We start from the raw sequence: 21,218 nt of genomic DNA on the forward strand, positions 1-21,218 counted from the left end.
TCTATATAAATGAACTAATGTTCGATTTATATAGCTTTACTTATAGGGCGTTTTTCGCCGCTACCGACAAGTAATCAGCAGCCGTCAGCAGAGGCTGTTTGTCCTGATTCGTCAGGCTGATAATCAGTGCTCCCTCCATCATGGAGATGATCAGAAGTGCTGTATCACGTGCCTTTTCTTCATTCATGCCATCCAATAACAGATGTTTCTTGATGATCTGCTGCCAATCAGCGAATACACCCTGACACGCAATTCGCAATTGATGACTGATACAGGAGGTCTCCACGGCTGCCCAGAAACTAAACGGCAAAAATCCCGTAAATCCTGCAGCTTCCGTCTCGTCAGCCAAGTCATGTATGAATTGCTGAATGGCGTCTCCCGTGTTGTCATGTGCAGCAAACGTCTCTTCAAACACCTGTAGGATATGCTGATTGGCTTTCTCAATGCATACGTGTGCCAGCTCTTCCTTGCCGCTTGGGAAATAATGATACAACGATCCCTTCGGCGTACCGCTCTCCTTGATGATCTGATTCAGACCTGTCGCATGATATCCTTGTGAAAAAAACAGTCTCGCTGCTGTGCTGACAATAAGCTCTCTAGCATTGGACTTTTCACTCATGGAGCCACTTCCTTCAAAAAATTATAACAATCGGTCTATATAATTAAAACCGCATTTGAATTCAATGTCAATCATTTGTTTTAATTTTTAACTTCCTTATTTTGAATAGTGAATTACCATACTCATTTTCGTCGTAACCGCTCCAGAATGTTGGTATGCATGCGGTCTATTCGCTCGGAAACGAATGGATTCCCCCGCTCGAACCATATATTCCTCTTCCTCTATGCGAATGACAACTTCTCCTTCGAAGACCGTAATAAATTCCTCACTTCCTTCAATATGAGGCTCTGCTTGAAGATCAGCTTCCAGATCCATTTCCATCATATACATCTCAAAGTGACGTCCATCCTCAAATGGAAAATGGGGATAGATTCGTATTTTTCCATTGTCCTCAATCCATGGCTGGACATCCGATCGTGTCACAAGAAGAGTATCTGAAGCCGGTTCATGAATTAATGATGTAAAAGAGGTCTTCAATCCGTTAGCAATCTTCCATACGGTTGCAATGGTTGGATTAGATACACCACGCTCAATCTGTCCTAACATTGTCTTACTGATCCCCGTTAATTCAGCTACCTTATCTAGACTTAACTTTCGTTCTTCCCGGATTGACTTCAAATTTTGCGCCAGGATCGTATTAACCTGGTTCTTCACCATGCCTCACACTCCATTCTTTTTCTTCTGTACTCTATTATAAACCTATTGTGCGTTATAGAGCACATATTGTACAATAAAATAAAATCGTGCATTATAAAGCACAAAAATACTTTATACGGCACATAAAAAGGATATGGAGGCTATATGTTTATTATTCCGTTACTGATCTATGCTATCGTATCTTCCTTCAGCCCAGGACCTAATAACATTATCGCAATGACAAGCGGACGAGATCACGGGTTCAGCAAAACACTTCCTTTTATAGGAGGAGTCGCATTAAGTTGTATGATCATTATGATACTCTCCAGCTATTTCAGCCTTATGCTTCATCAATTCATTCCAACCGTCCGTCCTATACTTAATCTATTGGGATGTATGTACATGCTATATTTAGCTGTAAAAGTCATGTTAAGTCATTCCAAAAAGAACAACGCTTTACGCACTTCTCCCTATAGCTTCAGTTTTGGTTGCGTGCTGCAATTCATCAACCCCAAGGTCATCATATATGGTCTGACTGCTATCTCCATGTTTGTCATTCCATTAGGACAATCACACCACCATCTAATCTTATTCTCGTTACTACTAACATTGATTGGGATTAGTGCCAATATGACATGGGCACTCTGTGGTTCGTTATTCCAGAACTTATTGTTGAGACATGATAGGATTTTCAATATGTTGATGGGAGTCATGCTTATCCTCAGTGCCGTATCCATTTTAGTTTCTAAGTAGAACACAGAACACAAGCAAGCGTTCATCCCCCATAGCGGAGTTGAACGCTTATATACTTATATAATAGTCATATTTCGTTTAACCTTTTGCATCATTTCATGCATGTTAACTATTTCATTATCTGTACTTCCTCGTGTTTAACTCGTCATTCAATACCTTGTTTATTCCAAGCCTCCATAGCTAATTCACTATTGATACTCACTGCCGAAAGTGCCCCTAAGGATGCAGCCGCAATCGCTTGATGATATTCGGATGCAGCATCGCCGGCGCTGAATACACCTGGAATAGAGGTTCTCGCTCGTTCATCCACAACGACTGTACCCAACTCATTTACCTCACATCCTAAGGATTGGGGCAGATCTGATCCGATAGACAGCTTCGGTGCGAAGAAGATACCACTGCACTCAATCTGGTTGCCATCTTGTAGAACTACACGCTGAACCATCCCATCCTGCGATTCAATACGTTGAACTGGTGATTCATAGATCGGAACGTCGTGCTGCTGCAATTCCTCACGTTGTTCATCCGTCATTTCATCTGGTCCATTCGTACAAATTGTATATTGGTTCGTCCAGCCTGCGATGATTTGGGCTAAGTGTAAGGCTCTCGCTCCATTTACGATTAATACAAGAGGTTGATCCCTCAGCTCCCATCCATCACAATAAGGACATACAAACGCCGTCTTGCCATATACTTCAGACAATCCATCAAGATCAAGTGGGAGATCCTTCTTACCAACTGCAAACAGAAGCTTTTTACCTTGAAGCACTAAACCCTCCGAAGTCGTAACTTGAAACGAACCATCCCTTCCTTCCACAGAAGCAGCCGTATCTTCTACAAATTGTACAGAAGGAAAAGCACTAATCTGTTCTTTGGCAATCCGTCGAAATTCGCTAGGGCTAACTCCCTCTCTTGTCAGAAAATTATGAGCTTTTTGCGTAACCCGATTTCTTGCCTGCCCAGCATCAATTACAGCAACGGTTCTTCTTGCCCGACCTAATACCAAAGCTGCATTCAGACCCGCAGGTCCTCCACCAATAATTATCGCATCCAAAATTTCTTTCATATCAATACACCCTTTCCAGATATATTATGTCTCTAATTTAATCAAAAAAATAACTGCCTAAGCAGATGTTAATCTACTTAATAGAAAATCAGTGATACAATAAATCGTTATTTCTTAATTTCTTCCATGTAGACCGAACTTTAGAAAACTGTGCAGGTAACCGTATGTACAGCGATAGATACGATCGCGACATCGATGAACTTATTTAATGGTACAGGATCAATAGTGAACACTTACTTCAACAAAACTATTAAAGACCCCTTATATCCATAATATACATTCAATTAATCTTTGGCAAGTTAAATTTCATAGTACCCTCTTAAGATTCTCCCCAGTAACACATAAATTAATTTTTCACAATTAAAAAAGCTCTTGTTTTTAAATTGTTCACAATCAATTGACAGTATTTTTAATACTAAAAAGTTGCTTATTTCACATAGTAAACGGAATGCTATAATAAGTTCACAAGATATATAAGTATAGATATAGGACGTGAGTACTTGAAAACATTGAATAAAGGGTCTCAACCCAAAATCGAACTAGAGTATAGCTCTATTCCCAAAGTCTTCTTTGATACAATTAAAGTCGGAATTATCAAGTCCAACCTGATCGCCATGTTTGCAGGTTTAAGCTTGGCTCTGTATGTATTCGATGCTTCATTCTTAGCTAATATTGTACCGATCATTCTTTCGGTCATTGGCTCTTCTCTCATTATAGGAGCTGCCGGCGTATTCAACAATTTGTACGATCGTGACATTGACGCCATCATGGAGCGCACCAGAACACGCCCAACTGTAACTGGACAAGTCAACACTAAGTCTGGACTAATTCTAGGTATTACCATCACGATTATCGGCGGAATATTTCTCTACATTGCTTCCCCGTCGGCTGCTGTCTTTGGTATTCTAGGTCTACTGCTCTACGTGTTCCCTTACACAATGTGGACAAAACGTACAACGATTTATAACACTGAAGTAGGAAGCTTATCTGGAGCAGTACCTCCGCTTATCGGTTGGGCAGCCATCTCCCCAGAACTTGGTCACTTTGAAATCTGGGCGTTAGTGGTGACGATGCTGTTGTGGCAAATGCCCCACTTCTACGGTATTGCGATTCGCAGATTCGACGAATACAAAGCAGCAAATGTTCCAATGCTTCCTGTTGTAAAAGGAATCAGACGTACCTACATCCAGACCAATGTTTATCTGGTATTACTGATGGCTTCCAGCTTCTTATTCTGGCCATTAAGCCCTTTTGTTGCGATCGTTGCTTTCCTTGTAAGCTTGGCATGGTTCATTTTGAGCGTAGCTACTTTTGACAGAAACGAAATGAAGAAATGGTCACACAAAATGTTCATCTTCTCCATTAATCACATTACGATCGTTTTCCTTGTTATCATTGCCTATTCTCTAATTGCACAATTAATCAAATAATAATAGATAGAGAAGCAAAGAGCCATATCGACCAACTCAAGACGAGTGATCGATATGGCTCTTTCATGTGACGATAAGTTAGTTAAGTTGAATCACTTACTTTAACAAGCCTTCACCTGTTGCATTTCTAATTCTGCTTTTCCTTCTACCTTATCCTACCTTAGCAGGTGTTTGTTCACCTTGCCAGAGAAGCTGCATCTCTTCACTCGTTTCAAGTAAGTGACTCAAACTGCCTTCTGCTTCAATGCGTCCATCCTTCATAACAATGATATGATCGGCTCTAGATAATGCAGCTCTACGATGGGATACCGCAATACAGGTTACCTCTCGCTCACTGGCCAATCCTTCCCAAACCAATTGTTCTGTTTCCACATCTAGCGCGCTGGATAAGTCATCGAAGATAAACAGGTCTGCTTCGGTCATCAGCATACGCGCGGTAGACGCCCGTTGAATCTGTCCGCCTGACAGCATAACGCCCCGAGGACCCACAGATGTCTCAAGTCCTTCATCGAGATTTTCGATATCCTTCTTCATTACGGCTAATCGAATCGCTTTTTCCAGCGATTCATCTACCGATTCTCGTTTACCTTGAACAATATTCTCACGTAACGTATCGCTGAATAAGCGGGGAACCTGCGGCGTATATGCTGCTCTTGGAGGCATCAAGAACGTAGCTGGATCTACTTCTTTTCCATTCCAGCGGATCGTTCCCTCCTGTTTCGGCAGAAGACCCAAAAGCGTGCGCACCAAGGTTGATTTCCCTGATCCAATACGCCCTGTAATGACTAGGAATTGCCCTCTCTGCAAGCGAAACTCAACATTCTGTATCCCGTTCGTGGAATCTGAGTACTGATAACTCAGATTACTCACTTCTAACTCTTGGAGTTCATCTCCGGGACTTCGCTCGATATCAGTCAGCTCAGGAGGATCTTGATTCAGATAGATTTCCCGATAATCCATAATTCGGTTTTCCTCGCCAGGGCGAAATAATTTGCGCATCCGATCAAAGGACACCTTTAGCCGTTTATGTTGGAATACCATATACCCAAACAAGGAAATACTAAATCCGATGTTAGCAAGATAGGACGTGAAGAGTGCAAAATCACCCACCGTAAACTGCCCTGCTCTCATCTCCGCTGCACACATCAGGAGAATTAAGCCAGTACAGATACTAAGAACGTGTTGATTCAATGATCTCATCCACTGCTTGAACAGATTATCCCGCAATGCTGCTTGACGGCGTTGTTCATTCAAGGTATTGAAGCGGGATGAGACATGCTCTTCTGCTTGCCCGAGCTTCAGTGCCTGCACAGCTCCAAATGTCTCGGCAATAAAACTGGTGATTCGACCGGTCGATTCACGATTGACTTGAGCATACTTACGAGCCCGATTGCCTGACAGATTATTAAGCATTGTAACGATAACCAGTGGAAGTACAGCAACCAACGTAATCTTCCAATTGATATTAGCCATAATGATGATCGAAACGATGGCAAATACCAGCCTACCCCAGAAGTCGACCCAGGACTCTACGTACTCAACCACTTCATCGACATCATCACGAAACCGACTCATCGCCTCACCAGGTGAAGCCGGTAGATTCCGACCAGGCCAGCGCATAATACCCGCAAGCATATTCGTTCGTAATATCGCTTGAATGTGATACACATAGGTAATCCAAGCATAGAAAGCAGCAAAGAACGTGCCGATCCTAGCCACTCTAACCAGTGCAAGAAAGATTAACGGTACAGCGAGCCATAAGTAATCGGTAGATCCAATGGTCACACGGTCAAAAAACCATTGCATACCGATTCCGATGGCAAGCGGAAGGGAATGAAATATACACCATAACAACCCATTGATTATAAATAATAATGATTTGAATCGAAATAAACGACCTATAAATCCTGCGACATTCAAGCCAATTCCTCCTCTCTGCCCGTCATGCGCAATCTCGCATAATGTGAATCCGGATTATTCGCGAGTTCTTCTCTCGCTCCAAATTCGACAATCTCACCATCACTAAGCACCATAATCTGATCTACTTGATCCAGCGTAGCTAATCGATGTGCGATAATAATACCTGTGCAATGTTTCATTAGTTCATCAACCGCTTGCTGCAGTAACATCTCTGTGGCAGCATCCAGACGTGAAGAAGGTTCATCTAGGATAACTAGACTTGGCTCTGTCAGAAATACACGTGTTAGTGCAAATAGCTGCGCTTCTCCAGCCGAAAGGGAAGAACCTCCTGCTTTCAAGTGAGTGTCTAATCCTTCCGGTTGTGTATCAATCCATTGACGCAGCCCCAGTCGCTCTGTCGTTTCCATAATCATGTTGTCTGAAACTTCCGAGTTAAATAACGTCAAGTTATCCCGTAGCGTACCGTCAAACAACTGCACATCCTGCGTAACCATTCCAACCCGGCGATATAATGCAGGTAGTGTTAGCTCCGTGATATCCTGGCCTCCGACCCGGATTACACCCTGATTCAGATTATACAAACGAAGAAGAACACGACTCAGACTGGATTTCCCACTACCCGTGCGTCCGATAATACCAAGACGTTCCCCAGGCTTAATTTTAAAAGAAATATCCCGCAATACCGGTTTATCCTCGTTATAGCTAAAATGCACATGTTCGAACTCCAGACCCAATGCTCCTGCAGGAAGTGTATCACGGTTTCCGTCTTTAATCTCACTGCTTAGGGAGAGCAGTTCTCGTGAGCGAAGCATGCCGGATTTAGCTTTCTGAAATTCTTGCACCTGATCTCCCAGCATCTCAATCGGATCATTCAACATCTGTGTGTATTGATAAATGAGGAACAACGTTCCTAGGCTAATCGCCCCTTGCATGTAATTGTGAACACCAAGCATGAGTACCGCGGTTACAGCTATGGCAAACAAAATCACCGTTGTATTCCACGGAATAACGCGAAGCATCCAAGCTCTGCGTCCTTTCAGAAACACGATTCGCATCAATCGATAGAAGCGATTCATTACATAAGGCACATGACCGTTTGCTTGCACATCCTCAATACCAGCAATACGCTCTTCAATCATGCCGAACAAGGACGCACTTGCTTCTCGCTCGTTCTTGGATGACTGAACACCCATATTTCGAATGAAAACCATAAACAGAATCGATACCAGTGTGAATACCGTCATTACCAGTGCAATCGGTGTATTAATCGTAAACATGAAACCAAGGATTCCAGCAAGAAGTACAAAGCTGCCAATAACTTGCACAATAAACATCGCAAAGAAATTAGAAATGCTCGTTACATCGCCATCCACCCGTTCGATCATCTCTCCAGGCGTTTTCACATTATGGAACCTCATATCAAGTCCAAGGCAATGCTTCAGCAGATCACCCCTTAGTTGATTCGTAGCCCGCCATGCAACATCATTACCTAAATAACTTACAGCTACGGTTAATAGTTGATTGAAGATTGCAATAATCAGAAATAATCCTGCAAGCTGAATGAGACTAGAAACTACACCACCACTCGCTGCTGTATCAATAAACCGCTTGATAATCTGCGGATTCAGAAGCTGTAATCCCGTCGAAGTCAGCAAAATAATTAACAGCAGAACCAGTCTCATTCGGACTGGCTTTAGATACCGTAATAGCCATGACATCGATTTTTTCTCTTGTTTGGGCACCTTGCCCCACCTCCAACATACAAATCACTTTGTTAGAACATATCAAATACATCATCTCAAACTCTGCTTAACTAGGCTGAATCATAAATAATTTCACTAAACCATACATGAATTCTATGATTGTATTGATGTTGTACCATTTTACATTCTCCTACCTATCATTTATTTTGTTTCAAGATGATTCTGAATGATTACAACAATGCCAAAGCCTAACCAACGCTATAACTTGACCCTACATCTCTTCACGAGCCAACACGAACAGACGTATACCTAATTCACATCCTTGATCGCCCCCTTTCTTATGAAACGTTTGCCTGCAGTGCACGACAAAAAGCCATAGATGAACTAAGTTCATCTATGGCTTCTATAACAAGAAGAATACCATTAGATTATGTAACGTTACTGGCCTTCTCCTTGACATTCGCACTACGGATGAGCGTCCATGACAGGATGCATAAACAGGACTGCCAGACGCTATCTTTAAGAGGTCGTTCAAAAAGTCGATTACTTTCTAGTTTCATCCCATCTTCTCGGTATGGAAACCCCGTCTCTTTGAACATGTACTCTAACGCAAATGGTTGTGTCATCATGCTCATGCGTATTCAGTTATCGATTAGACATCAATTTTGGCATGATCATGATCACTACACCCACCCGTCTCACATATTTGATGTTTATTGTATTCGTTTAAAGGTCAGTACGTCAAGAACATATTTACTGAATTGTTATTTAATTCATGTGATTAATAATGTGAACGTATGCTACGCACGCTTAATAACCTAAATATGGAATATCTCTGAGGTAGACTTTTATCTTATGCACCTTCCATATTCCTCTGCTGTACAATAGCTCAACATTTCGATCATATACATAATGGGAGTCACCGGTTAATGTATTCCCAAGAACATAAGATTGAGACAATGTTGCTGTTGTACTGCTCGTATAATGAATGCCGGTTTCTGGAGCACCGAATAGCACTCCTTCACCCTGCAACTGCAGTCCATCCAGAATGGATTGAATCAATTGCTCCGTAAAATAGGGCTTAAAATACGCCCTTATTTGTTTAATATCTGGCATATTAGACGTTGCATCTAACTTGGTTAACAGTTCATTCAATCGGGTTTGAGTTAGTTTCTGAGCATCAGCAATCTGAACGGGATCAGGTTGCATACTGATCATGATATGGTGATTATCAAGACTAACATTTGCCTGCTTGGCTTCCTTGTTCCATTGTAGATCGGCTCCTAACGTTTGGCTGACAAATCGGAGCGGTACATATGCTGTTGCACGGATCAACTCAACGGGTGAATCCATAGATTCAACATAATCATTAATATTAGCATTTTTGAAATTAACGGCCAGTGCAATTTTCTTATCATTTTTGGTCAAAAGAATGCTCTTCGAATATGCGTCCCATTGTACCTTTGCGCCCAAATGCTGTGATACCACCCGCAGTGGAATGAGCACTCGATTATTCACGATGACCCCCGTATGAATCTCCGCTCGGCTCGTTTCAGCAAATCCAGGTACTGCTATTATGCCGAAGAGAACGGATGCAACACATACGGATGTAATCTTCTTAAACATATTCAACCTCCTAGGTATAGATGATCGTTTTTCACTTTTCTCTATCCTAAGTAACGCTTCATACCCCATAGAAGTTACTGTGAACACATTTAGAAAGTTCGGATCACTGCAAACAGACCACACATATATTCGTTATGAAATATATTTGTTTATGCACTCTGCTGTACCGCGTGAGCCTCCCTCTCCCTCGTGATTAGCCGCTTGTGAGCAATCCATAGAAAAGGAAGTCCAAGCGCCGTGATCAACGCAAGCGGAAGAAATACAGCTATTCCATGTCCTCCGAATTGGCTCAGTAATAAACCACCCATAATCGGCGCCATAACGTTACCAAAATTGTTAAAACCAATCGTGCCAAAGTACGTGCCTTTCCATTCTGGCTTCGCAATTCGATCAATCAGCATATCCATCATCGTAAATAACAACACTTCTCCAACGGTGAATAATACAACACTTACCATCAGTAGAGCTGCGCCACTCGCCATACCGAACAGTAACAAACTTGCTGCAACCAAGAGATTACCCCAGATGAGGGGTACGAGTGGGGGCGCATTTCGAAATGCTCGCACGATAGGATATTGCACGATTAGCACCGTTACAGCATTAAGCGATAACATATAGGAGAACAACTGGCTTCCATTCTCAAACATTGTACTACGCTCCATATATTGGGCAAGTGTTGAACCAAAATGTCCATAACCAAGTACACAGAATGTCGTTCCAATCAGTACCGGCAAAAATACACGGTCACGTCCAGCCGTAGCCAAAGCATCGCGCAAGCGTGGTGCCTTCGCCTTCGAGGGCTGTGGTAGATTAGCATGTTGAAGCTGGAATTGTACTATTAACACCAGACCATAAGCGATGTATACAAGTCCCGAGATCAGAAATGGAAAAGTCGATTGCGATGACCCCAATTGAAATCCAATGATTGGACCAAATACAACCCCAAGATTAATAGCGGCATACCTCAGATTGAATACAAGCAGTTTGTTCTCCGGTGGAGTGATATCAGATAACAGTGCCCGTGACGTTGGCTCAAAGACAGCGCGACATAACCCATTGAGCGTATTCGCCACAAAGAACACCCATAAATACTCTGCCTCGGAAAAGATGAAAAAGGCCCCTGCCCAGCAAAAAATGGAGACCAACATAACCAGTTTACGACCAATCCGATCTGAGATATAGCCGCCATAAAAGCTCACCATCACTCCAGCCAGTGAACTGACAGCGACTGTGAAGCCAGTTTCCGTCGGTGTCGCTCCAAGCACACTCGTTAGATAAATCGATAGAAACGGAATGCTCATCGAGGTTACCAAACGTCCAAACATCGTCCCAACAATGATTGTCCAAGCTAAAGGGTGAATCTGCCTTAAATGTTGCTTCATTCGTATGTTCTCCTGTTCTCGTTGTTAACGTCTAGAAGGTCTGCCCTTCGTCTGTTGAATTATGTATAATTGTATAGAACAAAGGGGGAAATAAAAGTGTAAGAAATCAAATAGACATTTCACCTTTTATTGAACTCTAATTTGAACAACATTTTTTATAAAGGAGATTATCTTTTCTTGGACACAACAACCGCTCATTATATGCGACTTACAACAGCGAATGAGGTTACATTTAAACTACATACACCGGTTCCCGTAACGATCGATACCCTATCCACTGTCTTATGTTGCACGCCTCGAAATGTTAAATTCACCTTGCGAAAGTTGGAAGAGAAAGGCTTTATCCACTGGCAACCAGGGATTGGCAGAGGTCATCATTCCACCTTGACGTTACTTCGCAGTGAGAATGAAACGATAGAATCCAGCTTCATGGAGTTAATGGGCAAAGGAAAAATGAAAGAAGCCATTGAATTCATTGGAGCTATGGAGAACAATGAGACTCTTCGGGAACAATTGCTAGATTCGTTATATAAACAAATGGGATTTCACAGCCATTCGGAAAGCTCTTCGGGTCAGGATGTTCTGCGTATGATGCGATCACGTAGATTGGCAGATCTGGATCCCGCATTTGTATATAATGCTTTTGAAACCTACTTGCTTGGGCAGGTGTGCAGTACATTGGTGACCTATGATGCCAAAACTGATACGTTCCTGCCTGATCTAGCCCACATGTGGGAAGGTAGTAAAGATCATCAAGTATGGACCTTCTATTTACGTAAGGGTGTGCGCTTCCACCACAATAGAATGTTGACATCTGAAGACGTTGAATTTACATTACAGCGTTTACGAAGAGTAAATAGTCCAGTTTTTTGGTTATATCGTGACATTGAACGGATCGAAGTTGCTGGAGATTACTGCATTCGCTTTTATTTGAGCCGTCCCAATCAATTCTTCTTGCATTTGTTCAGTTGTATTCCAATGACGATCCTCCCATACGATGTTGATGTATCCAAACAACTCATTGGCACTGGGCCTTTTCAGATTAGTGAGATCAATGAGGATTTATTGAAACTTAGCGCATTTGATAACTATTACGGTATTCGTCCTTACCTTGATCAAGTCCATTTTTGGTTTGTGCCCGATCTTGAGTCCAATGAACGTCACTATGAACTACCCGGAACGGATCGGTTGGAGCAATCTACTCATTACGCACAAACCAATAGTTTCAATTATCCTGCTCTAGGCTGTCAATATATGCTGTTCAATTTTAATAAGCCTGGTATCTTTCATCACCCCAAGTTTCGGCAAGCAATGAAAATGGTCTATGATCCTGTTTCACTGGTAGCAGAACTGGGAGGCAATCGAATTACGCCAGCAAACAGCTTTTTGCCTTGGAAAAGCGCCGAGCATCATTGGACTCCATCCTCACTTGAGCAAGCACGTAATCTGCTACACAGCAGCGGATATCTGAGTGAGACGCTCATATTATCGTACTCGGAGAATAAGGATGCCTTAACTGCCAACTGGCTTCAACAACGAGCACAGCAAATTGGCTTAAATATCGAACTGTCTCCGACGAATGAATGTCTGTATCCTACTAATGCGATGAAAGCCGATCTTATTTTGGCAGAAGAAATTTTGGAGGAGGATTGGCAATATGGTATGATTCATTTTTTTACGAATCGGTCGAATCACCTTCATATCTGCATGTCACCTCATTCGCTGAACGAGTTAGAACAGAAACTAGATTCGTTTGGACAGCTTGATAACCATGCACGTGTACAGCTTTTAGATGAAGCTGAGGATATGCTGAGAGACAATGACTGGATTTTACATGGATGTCATATGAACAAAAGTGCTCAGCTGAACCAAAGTTTATTCGGCATGCAAACAGCTGATTTTGGCTATATGGACATTTCCAAGCTGTGGATTAAGAATCAATAGGTAGTCCGATGATCACATCTATACCACAACAGTCACATCTTAAATTGAATCCAATAAAAAAAACGCCTTTAAGTTAAAGGCGGTTCTTCAATCTACTGTTATTGCTTCTATAACTCACCGCTCTCGCCCAATGATATAATCTAACAAATGTCGGAGAAAAGGAATGGTCTTACGCATCTCATGCAATGCATCCGTGGCCTGGCAGTAGTGTTCCCACATCTCCTTCTTCGCACCTTCTTCACCAAGAATGGACACAAAGGTCGAGTTATTGTTTCGCACATCCTGACCTGCTGGTTTGCCAAGCACCAGATGATCTCCGACCAGATCGAGCAGATCATCCTTAATCTGAAAAGCGATGCCTGCATGATAGGCGAATTTTTTCAGTGTGTCGATCTCGGATTCCGGAACCTGTGCCAATATAGCAGGCATGACGAGAGCCGCTTCAAAAGCAATGCCTGTTTTGTAAAAACAAATCTGGTTCAGTTGCTCCAGATTCAGCACTTTGCCTTTAGAATTCAAGTCCATCGCCTGTCCCATACACATGTCCTCCGCTTTTTGTGCAGAGTAGCGAATGAGTGAAAGTACCGTTCGGGCATCGAAACGATCCAGTGAGGATTGCTCGCCAATGGCTCTTTGAATCAAGTACAGACCCGTTAGCTCAGCTGTTGCACTATTATGCAAGTGATGCAATGTGGAGCGGCCGCGGCGTGTCGGTGCATTGTCCTGTGTAGGCAGATCATCGAAAATAAGAGAGGCAGTGTGCATATATTCGAGAGATCGCAAGAGTGGTACAATCGCTGCTTCCTGCAATCCGTATTCACGTACTCCCATTACCCAAGTCAGAATGGGCCTTATTCGCTTACCATCCCCCTGAAGGCTGTAGTTCGCTGCATCAATAAGGGTTTCTTTCATTTCATGAAGTCCGTTTGGCTTAGAAATCTGTAGCTCCTTATTGATCTGTTCACGAACCGTGCGAATCGTATCTACAAACTCTTGCTTCTCCTTCTTGTCCTGTCGTAGATGAATGACGACCTGATCACGAAGTAATTTATCCAGGAAATCGACATCATCGGCTTTCTGTACCATTTTCTGCACAAGTCGGTTGAACTCCGGTTGGCCGGATGCCAGAATGTCCATAATTTCATTATATTTAGGCTGACCCAGACGTTCTCTACAGCGCTTAAGTCCATTGATGGCACGGTCGAGTATGACTTCACGAGTCTGATCATCTGAATGATATACGTCATGAATCAGGTGCGAGATTACAGTCCAATACAGCTCATAAGGGTTAATAAGATCCGGTCGCTGATCGCGATACGTCAGATAATATGTGTATGGGGTGACCGCCCCCTCCTCCAGATCGTCGAACATATCGGCAAAGTCATCCGCAAGTTGATTATAAATCCCATAATAGAAGGTACGTAGATCAAACCCTTCATCCTCTGGCGCACTAAGAACGGAACGAACGATTAGTCGTGAAGAAGACGATTTGATAATGATTGGAATGTATAAGTCCTCATTCGAGTAATGACCGTTAGATAACGATTTGGCGCGATCTATCTCTTGGGATTGAAAAAACACATATGATTGCTGTAAAAAGGTTCGCTGCGTCTCGGGTCGCTGATAATTATGAATGTACTCAAATGCCTCGCGTAACTCCGCATGCACATATTGAATGACATAATGATGCTCCCCCTTCCACTCTTCGATGTCTGGGACAACACCTGTCAGTAGTGCTTCACGGATCATAAGAGAATACTGTTCCTTCTCATCTACAGTGAGTGCCTGCGAATCCAACAAATCATCGATAAAGGGATAGGTTAATCCGTAAGAATACCCCAACCGAATTGCTGCATCTAATCGCTGAGCGCGTTCATCAGAGGGTGTCTTTTCATTCATATCATCCGTTACGTGCAGTACGACACCAAGAATGATTTTGATCAGCTTACGCTGTGCATTCTCTGCATCCAATTCCTCAGGAATGTTAGCTGCCACGCTCTTCAGTTTGTTCATTACCCAGATGATTGCAGATTCTACATTCTCCTTCTGAGACCACCGATACAAGGCAGCCAAACTGATATAATCCGGCTCTCTGTTCGATTGGGACGCAGATGATAAGAAGTACCGTTTCGTATCTTGAACAACTCGCTGAATGCGAGCCTGTGTATCTGGAGAATCCAGTGCTTTTCCTAAATCTCTCATATAAATGTAAGAAATACTGCGATCTAGATAATCGTCTAATTTCCCAGACACATTCAACCAGTGAATATAACGCTGAACGTCTTGAGGGTCTGGTTTTCGTTTACTTCGTGATAGGAAGGATAACCAAGGAAAACGATGAATGTGTTTCTTTTGCCATAAATGAATATCTTGTGTAAGTTCAGTCGTATACGTATGATTCATAAGCTGTTTATGGAGGGAAGCAAAGTACTGCGCTGCCTTTTGCTCGGCTTGCCCATACTCTGCATCAACTCGCTCAATCAATGCGTTATTCATAGGATGAAATACCTCAACTTCTATTAGTGTTAATTTCGTCAGCTCATGTTCTTAATTGGTATACGGCGAAATCACATTTTGGTTACGAAATTGATACGTATTGTTCAACCTACTACAGATAACATTTATAAAATGGTAGACCACACCTTCACCGCGGTAAATGCGATGAGCACAATTAAACCATATCTTAGCAATTTCACATTTATCATCGAACTTACTCTGGAACCCAGGGTAGCGCCAATCAAGCTACCAATGACAGTATATATGATGGGCTCAAGCGGTATATTCCCTCCTGATAATTTTCCGAGAACGCCCCCAATAGCTGATATGAATACGATCGCTAGCGAGGAGGCAATTGTTATTCGGATTGGAATACGGAGTACTGTAAGCATAATTGGAATAAGAATGAACGCCCCGCCTGCTCCTACAATACCTGAGACGATACCAACTGCTCCAGCAGTAACTGAAGCAATGCCTTTGTTAAATTCAAGATCATCAGAGCTATCTATCGTTCCTCTGCTAGGGATCAGCATAAGGACAATCGCAATAACCGCCAAAATTCCATAGATCAGATTAATCACTTGCTCGCTCAGATAACCGGATACCGACCCTCCGATTAGACTTCCCACAAGAATGCTGCTTCCCATATATCCGACTAGACCTCGATGAATATACGTCTTCTGATGAGGTGTACGATTTTGTTTTCGCTGATAGGCAACCACTCCAGACAATGAGGCAAAAAACACCTGAAACATGCTAATCGAAGATACTTCATGTGCCGAGAAAGGCTGCAAGCCTACGAGTGAAGGAACATACAGCAAAAGTGGGTAATTTATGATTGCTCCGCCTATACCTAACAACCCGGAGAAGAATGAACCCGTTAGACCAAGTATAAACATGATGATAAAAAGCATAACATCCATCGGTTTTTCTCCCTTTCAAAATTCCGCAAAAAATATAACGAAAACAGTATACGTCTGCCCCAAAATCGGATATAATAATCCCAAGTAAATTAATCCGAAATGAGTGATTAAGCATGTTCAACGTGTTGAAGACTCTTTTTGATAACAATTGTCCGCACTGCAACGAAAAATTACAAGTTCAACACGATGCCGTCTGCTCAATAAAAGCTTGCTCTAAATGTCAATACAAGGAAGAGAGCTATGGCTCTCTTGGTGTACGCATTGTTTATGACACCACAAAATGATAAAACATATCTGTTTATTGTATCACGATCGATGATGACTCCATAACATTTCTTTCAATATGTATAGGATTAAGATAAATAGAAAACGGTGCGAACGATTAATCGTTCAGCACCGTTTTTTGATTCTTTTTTTAGTAAATTGCGTTTGCAAAAGCTCACTTATTGAACAACCTCTTAAATTAAACCTTACACCTTACCTCGTTTTGAAGCTCAGGAATCCGTCATCGACTGCAACTGTAGATCCATTCACCGCACTCGCTGCATCACTGAACAAAAATGTAACGACACTTGCAACCTTCTCAGGCTGAATGAGTTTACCACTCATATGTTGCGAAGCGAGAGCATCCTTAACCTCTTGGTTGTCACCAAGAATCGGTGTATCAATGTAGCCTGGGGCAACTCCAACTACACGGATGCCATGCTCTGCGAGTTCGAGCGCACCGGATTTAGACATCATCACAACAGCCGCTTTGGCCGCATTGTAGTTGAAACTCCCTACTGCTGCCACGCTTCCATAGATGGAGGCTGTATTAACAACGGTTCCTTGCACGTTCAATTCAACCATCTTCTTCGCACCATAATACATCCCATAGTACACACTATGTTGGTCTACATCGATGACTCTGTGATAGGATTCTGGATCCATCTCTAGGAAAGGTTTTACAAGCCCAATTCCGGCATTATTGAAAATACCACTAAGTGTACCGAATTTATCAACTGTCCAATCGACAAGAGCCTTGATCTCATCGCCTTTGGATACATCCACTTTGTATGCCGCCGCTGTTCCACCGCCTGCTTCAATCGAAGCGGCAACCTGCTTCGCACCCTCTTCGTTGAAATCTGCTACGACAATCGTTGCTCCCTGATCTGAAAGTTGAAGTGCCGTTTCTCTACCAATACCACTTGCTCCACCAGTAATAATAATAACTTTTCCATGATGTTCAGACATAAATAGGTCTCCTTTGGTTACATGATCTCGAATACAAATTACATCTTAGTGTAACTTTTACCCAAAATTAATATTCATGTATCCCATATAAGCCAATAAAGAGTTAGATCATAAGAGTATTGAATTAGAGCATATAATGATGAAGCATTCCCTTTTACTCACTCTGAAGGCCACTTAACGGATCACTCAAACTATTGATGTTGGAGATTAATTCAGGTATCCCTGTCTTCTCCCAATTTTCAGTTGTGAAGCCTTGCTCAGCAATTGTCGTTTCCCATTGGTTGATGACTTCCGTAAGTTGATTATTATAACCCACCAGATTTTCATGAATGCTCTCTCCAATTGCAGGTGCAGTTAATTGCGAAAACTCACTAGCTTCAGCTTGAATGTGGTCGATCTTCTCTTGAATTTGGGTTGTTACCTCTGTATTATTCACCGCTTGGGAAGCAAGTTGCTGAAGCTCTGCTCCCGCGTTTGATACTTGTTCAATATATTCTGAAGCTCCACTGACGTAATTCAAACTTTCATTCGCTTGTTCAACGACAGAGCAGGCGGAAATTACAAAAAGACTCGAAGCAAGAAGCCCTGTCAACATCCAGCTACGTTTTCTAATTTTGATCATGAAATCTCTCCTTTTTTCTAAAATTTAAAATAAAATTAAAGTCATTTTCACATCCATAATAGCTGTTTAACCCACCCTATGGCAAATGTAGCCTCCATTTATGTCATTTAAGATGTATAATATAATCATCATACGATAAAGGGATGTCTTGCATATGCTTCAAGCTTTGAATCAACGCTTGAACCGCATTATGCCACTCATTACTCCAGTCAGTATTGTTATTGGTGTACTATGCGGTAGTTTTCTTTCTTCTTATACCTTTTTGTCACCATGGTTGTTTGCCTTCATGACCTTTGCGGGAAGTATCAGTCTGGGGATACGAGATTTTCTGAATGTCCTGAAGAAACCTTTTCCGTTATTTGTTTGTTTGTTTATTTTACATTTAGCAATGCCTTTAATAGCTCTAGGTATGGGACATTTGGTTTTCCCAACAGATGCATATACGATTACCGGGCTTGTTCTTGCCGCAGTTATTCCAACAGGTATCAGCAGTTTCATCTGGGTCAGTATCTATCGAGGCAACATTGCACTGACTCTTTCTATTATTCTCATTGATACAATGCTTGCTCCCTTTGTAGTTCCAGGGGTGCTGTCACTGTTGATCGGCACAAGTGTATCATTGGACACAGCTGCCATGATGAGCAGTCTGTTCTGGATGATCGTTGTCCCTTCACTGGTCGGCATGCTGTTAAATGAATGGACTAAGGGCAAAATCGTTCCCGTCTGGGGGCCAAGATTGAATCCGTTATCCAAACTATTTATGGCAGCAGTCGTCGCGATTAACGGCTCAGTGGTTGCACCTTACTTGGCTAATTTCAACTGGAAATTAGCAGGTCTTGCAGTGATTATTGTTTTTCTCGCATCATTTGGCTATGCCCTAAGTTATTTCATTGCCCGATTACTAGGCTGGGATGAGGCCGATCAGGTGGCGCTGGTATTTAATGGAGGCATGCGCAACATTAGTGCTGGCGCGGTACTGGCTGTTACTTATTTCCCAGCGCCCGTTGCCGTTCCCGTTGTCCTCGGTATGGTGTTTCAGCAAATGCTCGCTTCCTTGTCAGGTTACTTATTGGGTCGCCGTTCTCAAATGCTGCAGAAGTCAGATAAGACATCCGCTGCGTAATAACATCGTACGACGATGTATCATAATGCCAAACGCCGACAATACATGTCGGCGTTTTTTATTTATTTTGAAGCAAGCATATTTATGGGTCTGTCTATAAACTTTAGCGAATCAGGTAATCGGATTGGTTGAATTTAAGAAACGCTGGTGGTCTGCTCCTGCATCGCTGCTGGGCATTGACCCGATGCTTGAACAGCTGAAAGACTGTTATTGGCCGAACGAGAGGCTGGGCAATCAGCCGGCTCCTCCCGATTTGTTTCCCAAGTACGAGGGTTGGTCATGTCCGGAATACCTCGCTCCAGGATGGCTTGATAGTGGAGAGTCTTCTCTTCCAGATGCGCAACGCGCTGCTTCGCCTCTTCCAGTTGAATTAACGCGGCCTCCTTATACTCCATCATAAGCGCGAGACGCTGCGGAACGGTTGAATCACCTTCCAGGCAGAGATCGACATATATTTTGATGTTCTCGATTGGTAGTCCCGTCTGCTTCAAACATCTAACCCCGTGTAGCCAATTAATGGATTCCTCGTCAAACAGCCGGACATTGTTTTTATTCCGTTGAACGCTAGGCACCAGTCCTTTATCTGTATAGAAGCGCACAGCATGCTCAGTAAGCCCCGTAATTAATGCCGCATCTTGAACCGTATACATATGTAATCCTCCTCACAAAAAATTTAGGATACCCGCTTGACTTCGTGTTACACGAAGGTAATAGGCTTATTGTAACGCAAGCAGATCAGTAGTGAAAGCCCTTCTACAGCGCCCTGATACTCGGGTGATGTAATCTGATCATTTGTAGTTAATTCACAATATCCTTAGGAGGAATCTATATGCAAACTGTAACCTTGAACAATGGCGTGAACATGCCAATCATCGGCTTCGGTGTGTATCAAGTCCCTGATGCTGAAGAATGCGAGAACACGGTATATGAAGCATTGATTGCCGGTTATCGTCTAATTGATACCGCTGCGGGTTATATGAATGAAGAGGCTGTTGGACGGGCAATTCGGCGCAGCGGTGTGCCACGGGAAGAATTATTTATCACAACGAAACTTTGGATTCAGGATGCAGGTTATGAAAGTGCCAAGCTCGCCTTACACAAATCCCTGCAGAAGCTGCAGCTTGATTATCTTGATCTGTATCTGATTCACATGCCCTTCGGTGATTACTACGGCGCATGGCGTGCGATGGAAGAGCTGTATCGTGAAGGCAAAATTAAGGCAATCGGCGTTAGTAACTTCCTGCCTGACCGTTTGATGGATCTTATCCTTCATAACGAAATCGTGCCTGCAGTCAATCAGATTGAAACCCATCCATTCCAACAGCAGGTCGTAAATGCTGCTTTTATGAAAGAACATGGTGTTCAGCATCAATCGTGGGCACCATTCGCCGAAGGTCGCAACAATTTGTTTAGCAATGAGCTTCTGACCACAATTGCGAATAGACACAATAAAACGGTGGCTCAGGTTGTACTACGCTGGCTTGTGCAGAAGGGAATTGTTGTTATCCCCAAATCAGTCCGCAAAGAGCGTCTAATCGAGAATTTTAACATTTTCGATTTTGAATTAACCACGGAGGATATGGCAGCTATCTCTACACTTGATGCCCGTGAAAGTCTGTTCATGTCAGTTGATAATCCTGAAGTTGCCAAAATGCTGGGCAATCTAAAGGTTGATCTGTAAACGACAAAAAAACCATCACCAAGTGATGGTTTTTCTTCATTCTTCTATAACAAGTTGCTTC

Annotated in this window: 17 protein-coding genes; 5 read left to right on the top strand and 12 right to left on the bottom strand. The window is 42.6% G+C overall.

Features of this window, described 5'->3' with window-relative positions:
- Positions 1–40: 40 nt before the first annotated feature.
- Entirely contained in the window at positions 41–619 is a 579-nt protein-coding gene (locus ASD24_RS04435; RefSeq protein WP_056692037.1) for a TetR/AcrR family transcriptional regulator, read from the bottom strand.
- Between the two features lie 96 nt (positions 620–715).
- Positions 716–1,276, bottom strand: a complete 561-nt coding sequence (locus ASD24_RS04440; RefSeq protein WP_056692040.1) for a helix-turn-helix domain-containing protein — start codon at positions 1,274–1,276, stop codon at positions 716–718.
- A 144-nt stretch (positions 1,277–1,420) separates the two neighbouring features.
- Between ASD24_RS04440 and ASD24_RS04445 the strand changes: the two genes are divergently transcribed.
- On the top strand, positions 1,421–2,008 hold the full coding sequence (locus tag ASD24_RS04445) for a LysE family transporter (RefSeq protein ID WP_056692043.1): 588 nt from the start codon (positions 1,421–1,423) through the stop codon (positions 2,006–2,008).
- Positions 2,009–2,153: 145 nt separating this feature from the next.
- Here ASD24_RS04445 and ASD24_RS04450 read toward each other — a convergent pair whose 3' ends face one another.
- Complete coding sequence (locus tag ASD24_RS04450; protein WP_056692046.1) at positions 2,154–3,074, bottom strand: NAD(P)/FAD-dependent oxidoreductase; 921 nt, start codon at positions 3,072–3,074, stop codon at positions 2,154–2,156.
- A 500-nt stretch (positions 3,075–3,574) separates the two neighbouring features.
- Between ASD24_RS04450 and cyoE the strand changes: the two genes are divergently transcribed.
- Positions 3,575–4,504, top strand: a complete 930-nt coding sequence (cyoE, locus tag ASD24_RS04455; RefSeq protein WP_056692048.1) for a heme o synthase — start codon at positions 3,575–3,577, stop codon at positions 4,502–4,504.
- 150 nt (positions 4,505–4,654) lie between these two features.
- On the opposite strand, the gene ASD24_RS04460 is transcribed toward cyoE, so the two are convergent.
- The 4 genes from ASD24_RS04460 to ASD24_RS04475 form a co-directional block, all read right to left on the bottom strand.
- Positions 4,655–6,424: an ABC transporter ATP-binding protein gene (locus ASD24_RS04460; RefSeq protein WP_056692051.1), complete on the bottom strand. Its 1,770-nt coding sequence runs from the start codon at positions 6,422–6,424 to the stop codon at positions 4,655–4,657.
- Positions 6,421–8,166: an ABC transporter ATP-binding protein gene (locus ASD24_RS04465; protein ID WP_056692054.1), complete on the bottom strand. Its 1,746-nt coding sequence runs from the start codon at positions 8,164–8,166 to the stop codon at positions 6,421–6,423. Before ASD24_RS04465 ends, ASD24_RS04460 begins: the two co-directional genes overlap by 4 nt.
- Before the next feature lie 771 nt (positions 8,167–8,937).
- Positions 8,938–9,753 carry a copper amine oxidase N-terminal domain-containing protein gene (locus ASD24_RS04470; protein ID WP_056692057.1) on the bottom strand — a complete coding sequence of 272 codons (816 nt, stop codon included), beginning with the start codon at positions 9,751–9,753 and terminating at the stop codon, positions 8,938–8,940.
- Positions 9,754–9,902: 149 nt separating this feature from the next.
- Entirely contained in the window at positions 9,903–11,135 is a 1,233-nt protein-coding gene (locus ASD24_RS04475; RefSeq protein WP_056692059.1) for an MDR family MFS transporter, read from the bottom strand.
- A 177-nt stretch (positions 11,136–11,312) separates the two neighbouring features.
- Between ASD24_RS04475 and ASD24_RS04480 the strand changes: the two genes are divergently transcribed.
- A complete protein-coding gene (locus ASD24_RS04480; protein WP_056692062.1) occupies positions 11,313–13,079 on the top strand; it encodes an ABC transporter substrate-binding protein in 1,767 nt (588 codons plus the stop codon).
- Positions 13,080–13,193: 114 nt separating this feature from the next.
- Here the strand turns inward: ASD24_RS04480 and ASD24_RS04485 are convergent, their stop codons facing one another.
- From ASD24_RS04485 to ASD24_RS04500, 4 genes are all read right to left on the bottom strand, one after another.
- Entirely contained in the window at positions 13,194–15,575 is a 2,382-nt protein-coding gene (locus ASD24_RS04485; protein ID WP_056692065.1) for a polyprenyl synthetase family protein, read from the bottom strand.
- A 125-nt stretch (positions 15,576–15,700) separates the two neighbouring features.
- On the bottom strand, positions 15,701–16,498 hold the full coding sequence (locus ASD24_RS04490) for a sulfite exporter TauE/SafE family protein (RefSeq protein WP_056692068.1): 798 nt from the start codon (positions 16,496–16,498) through the stop codon (positions 15,701–15,703).
- 477 nt (positions 16,499–16,975) lie between these two features.
- Positions 16,976–17,731: an SDR family NAD(P)-dependent oxidoreductase gene (locus ASD24_RS04495; protein WP_056692071.1), complete on the bottom strand. Its 756-nt coding sequence runs from the start codon at positions 17,729–17,731 to the stop codon at positions 16,976–16,978.
- A gap of 154 nt (positions 17,732–17,885) precedes the next feature.
- Positions 17,886–18,353, bottom strand: a complete 468-nt coding sequence (locus ASD24_RS04500; RefSeq protein WP_056692075.1) for a DUF6376 family protein — start codon at positions 18,351–18,353, stop codon at positions 17,886–17,888.
- Between the two features lie 154 nt (positions 18,354–18,507).
- Between ASD24_RS04500 and ASD24_RS04505 the strand changes: the two genes are divergently transcribed.
- Entirely contained in the window at positions 18,508–19,476 is a 969-nt protein-coding gene (locus ASD24_RS04505; protein ID WP_056692078.1) for a bile acid:sodium symporter family protein, read from the top strand.
- A gap of 134 nt (positions 19,477–19,610) precedes the next feature.
- Here ASD24_RS04505 and ASD24_RS04510 read toward each other — a convergent pair whose 3' ends face one another.
- The gene (locus ASD24_RS04510) at positions 19,611–20,126 is read right to left on the bottom strand and encodes a MerR family transcriptional regulator (protein WP_056692081.1); all 516 of its coding nucleotides are present in this window, start codon (positions 20,124–20,126) and stop codon (positions 19,611–19,613) included.
- 179 nt (positions 20,127–20,305) lie between these two features.
- Here ASD24_RS04510 and ASD24_RS04515 point away from each other — a divergent pair, with 179 nt between their 5' ends.
- Positions 20,306–21,157: an aldo/keto reductase gene (locus tag ASD24_RS04515; protein ID WP_056692085.1), complete on the top strand. Its 852-nt coding sequence runs from the start codon at positions 20,306–20,308 to the stop codon at positions 21,155–21,157.
- Positions 21,158–21,218: the final 61 nt, after the last annotated feature.

Source organism: Paenibacillus sp. Root52, from assembly GCF_001426865.1.
In the GTDB taxonomy this organism is placed as follows: domain Bacteria; phylum Bacillota; class Bacilli; order Paenibacillales; family Paenibacillaceae; genus Paenibacillus.

Bases quoted from the DNA above. Each gene is read 5' to 3' on its own strand.
- ASD24_RS04445 (WP_056692043.1), top strand. From the start codon at position 1,421: ATGTTTATTATTCCGTTACTGATCTATGCTATCGTATCTTCCTTCAGC.
- ASD24_RS04505 (WP_056692078.1), top strand. From the start codon at position 18,508: ATGCTTCAAGCTTTGAATCAACGCTTGAACCGCATTATGCCACTCATT.
- ASD24_RS04475 (WP_056692059.1), bottom strand. From the start codon at position 11,135: ATGAAGCAACATTTAAGGCAGATTCACCCTTTAGCTTGGACAATCATT.
- ASD24_RS04500 (WP_056692075.1), bottom strand. From the start codon at position 18,353: ATGATCAAAATTAGAAAACGTAGCTGGATGTTGACAGGGCTTCTTGCT.
- ASD24_RS04440 (WP_056692040.1), bottom strand. From the start codon at position 1,276: ATGGTGAAGAACCAGGTTAATACGATCCTGGCGCAAAATTTGAAGTCA.
- ASD24_RS04450 (WP_056692046.1), bottom strand. From the start codon at position 3,074: ATGAAAGAAATTTTGGATGCGATAATTATTGGTGGAGGACCTGCGGGT.
- ASD24_RS04515 (WP_056692085.1), top strand. From the start codon at position 20,306: ATGCAAACTGTAACCTTGAACAATGGCGTGAACATGCCAATCATCGGC.
- ASD24_RS04490 (WP_056692068.1), bottom strand. From the start codon at position 16,498: ATGGATGTTATGCTTTTTATCATCATGTTTATACTTGGTCTAACGGGT.
- ASD24_RS04495 (WP_056692071.1), bottom strand. From the start codon at position 17,731: ATGTCTGAACATCATGGAAAAGTTATTATTATTACTGGTGGAGCAAGT.
- ASD24_RS04510 (WP_056692081.1), bottom strand. From the start codon at position 20,126: ATGTATACGGTTCAAGATGCGGCATTAATTACGGGGCTTACTGAGCAT.
- ASD24_RS04435 (WP_056692037.1), bottom strand. From the start codon at position 619: ATGAGTGAAAAGTCCAATGCTAGAGAGCTTATTGTCAGCACAGCAGCG.
- ASD24_RS04485 (WP_056692065.1), bottom strand. From the start codon at position 15,575: ATGAATAACGCATTGATTGAGCGAGTTGATGCAGAGTATGGGCAAGCC.
- ASD24_RS04470 (WP_056692057.1), bottom strand. From the start codon at position 9,753: ATGTTTAAGAAGATTACATCCGTATGTGTTGCATCCGTTCTCTTCGGC.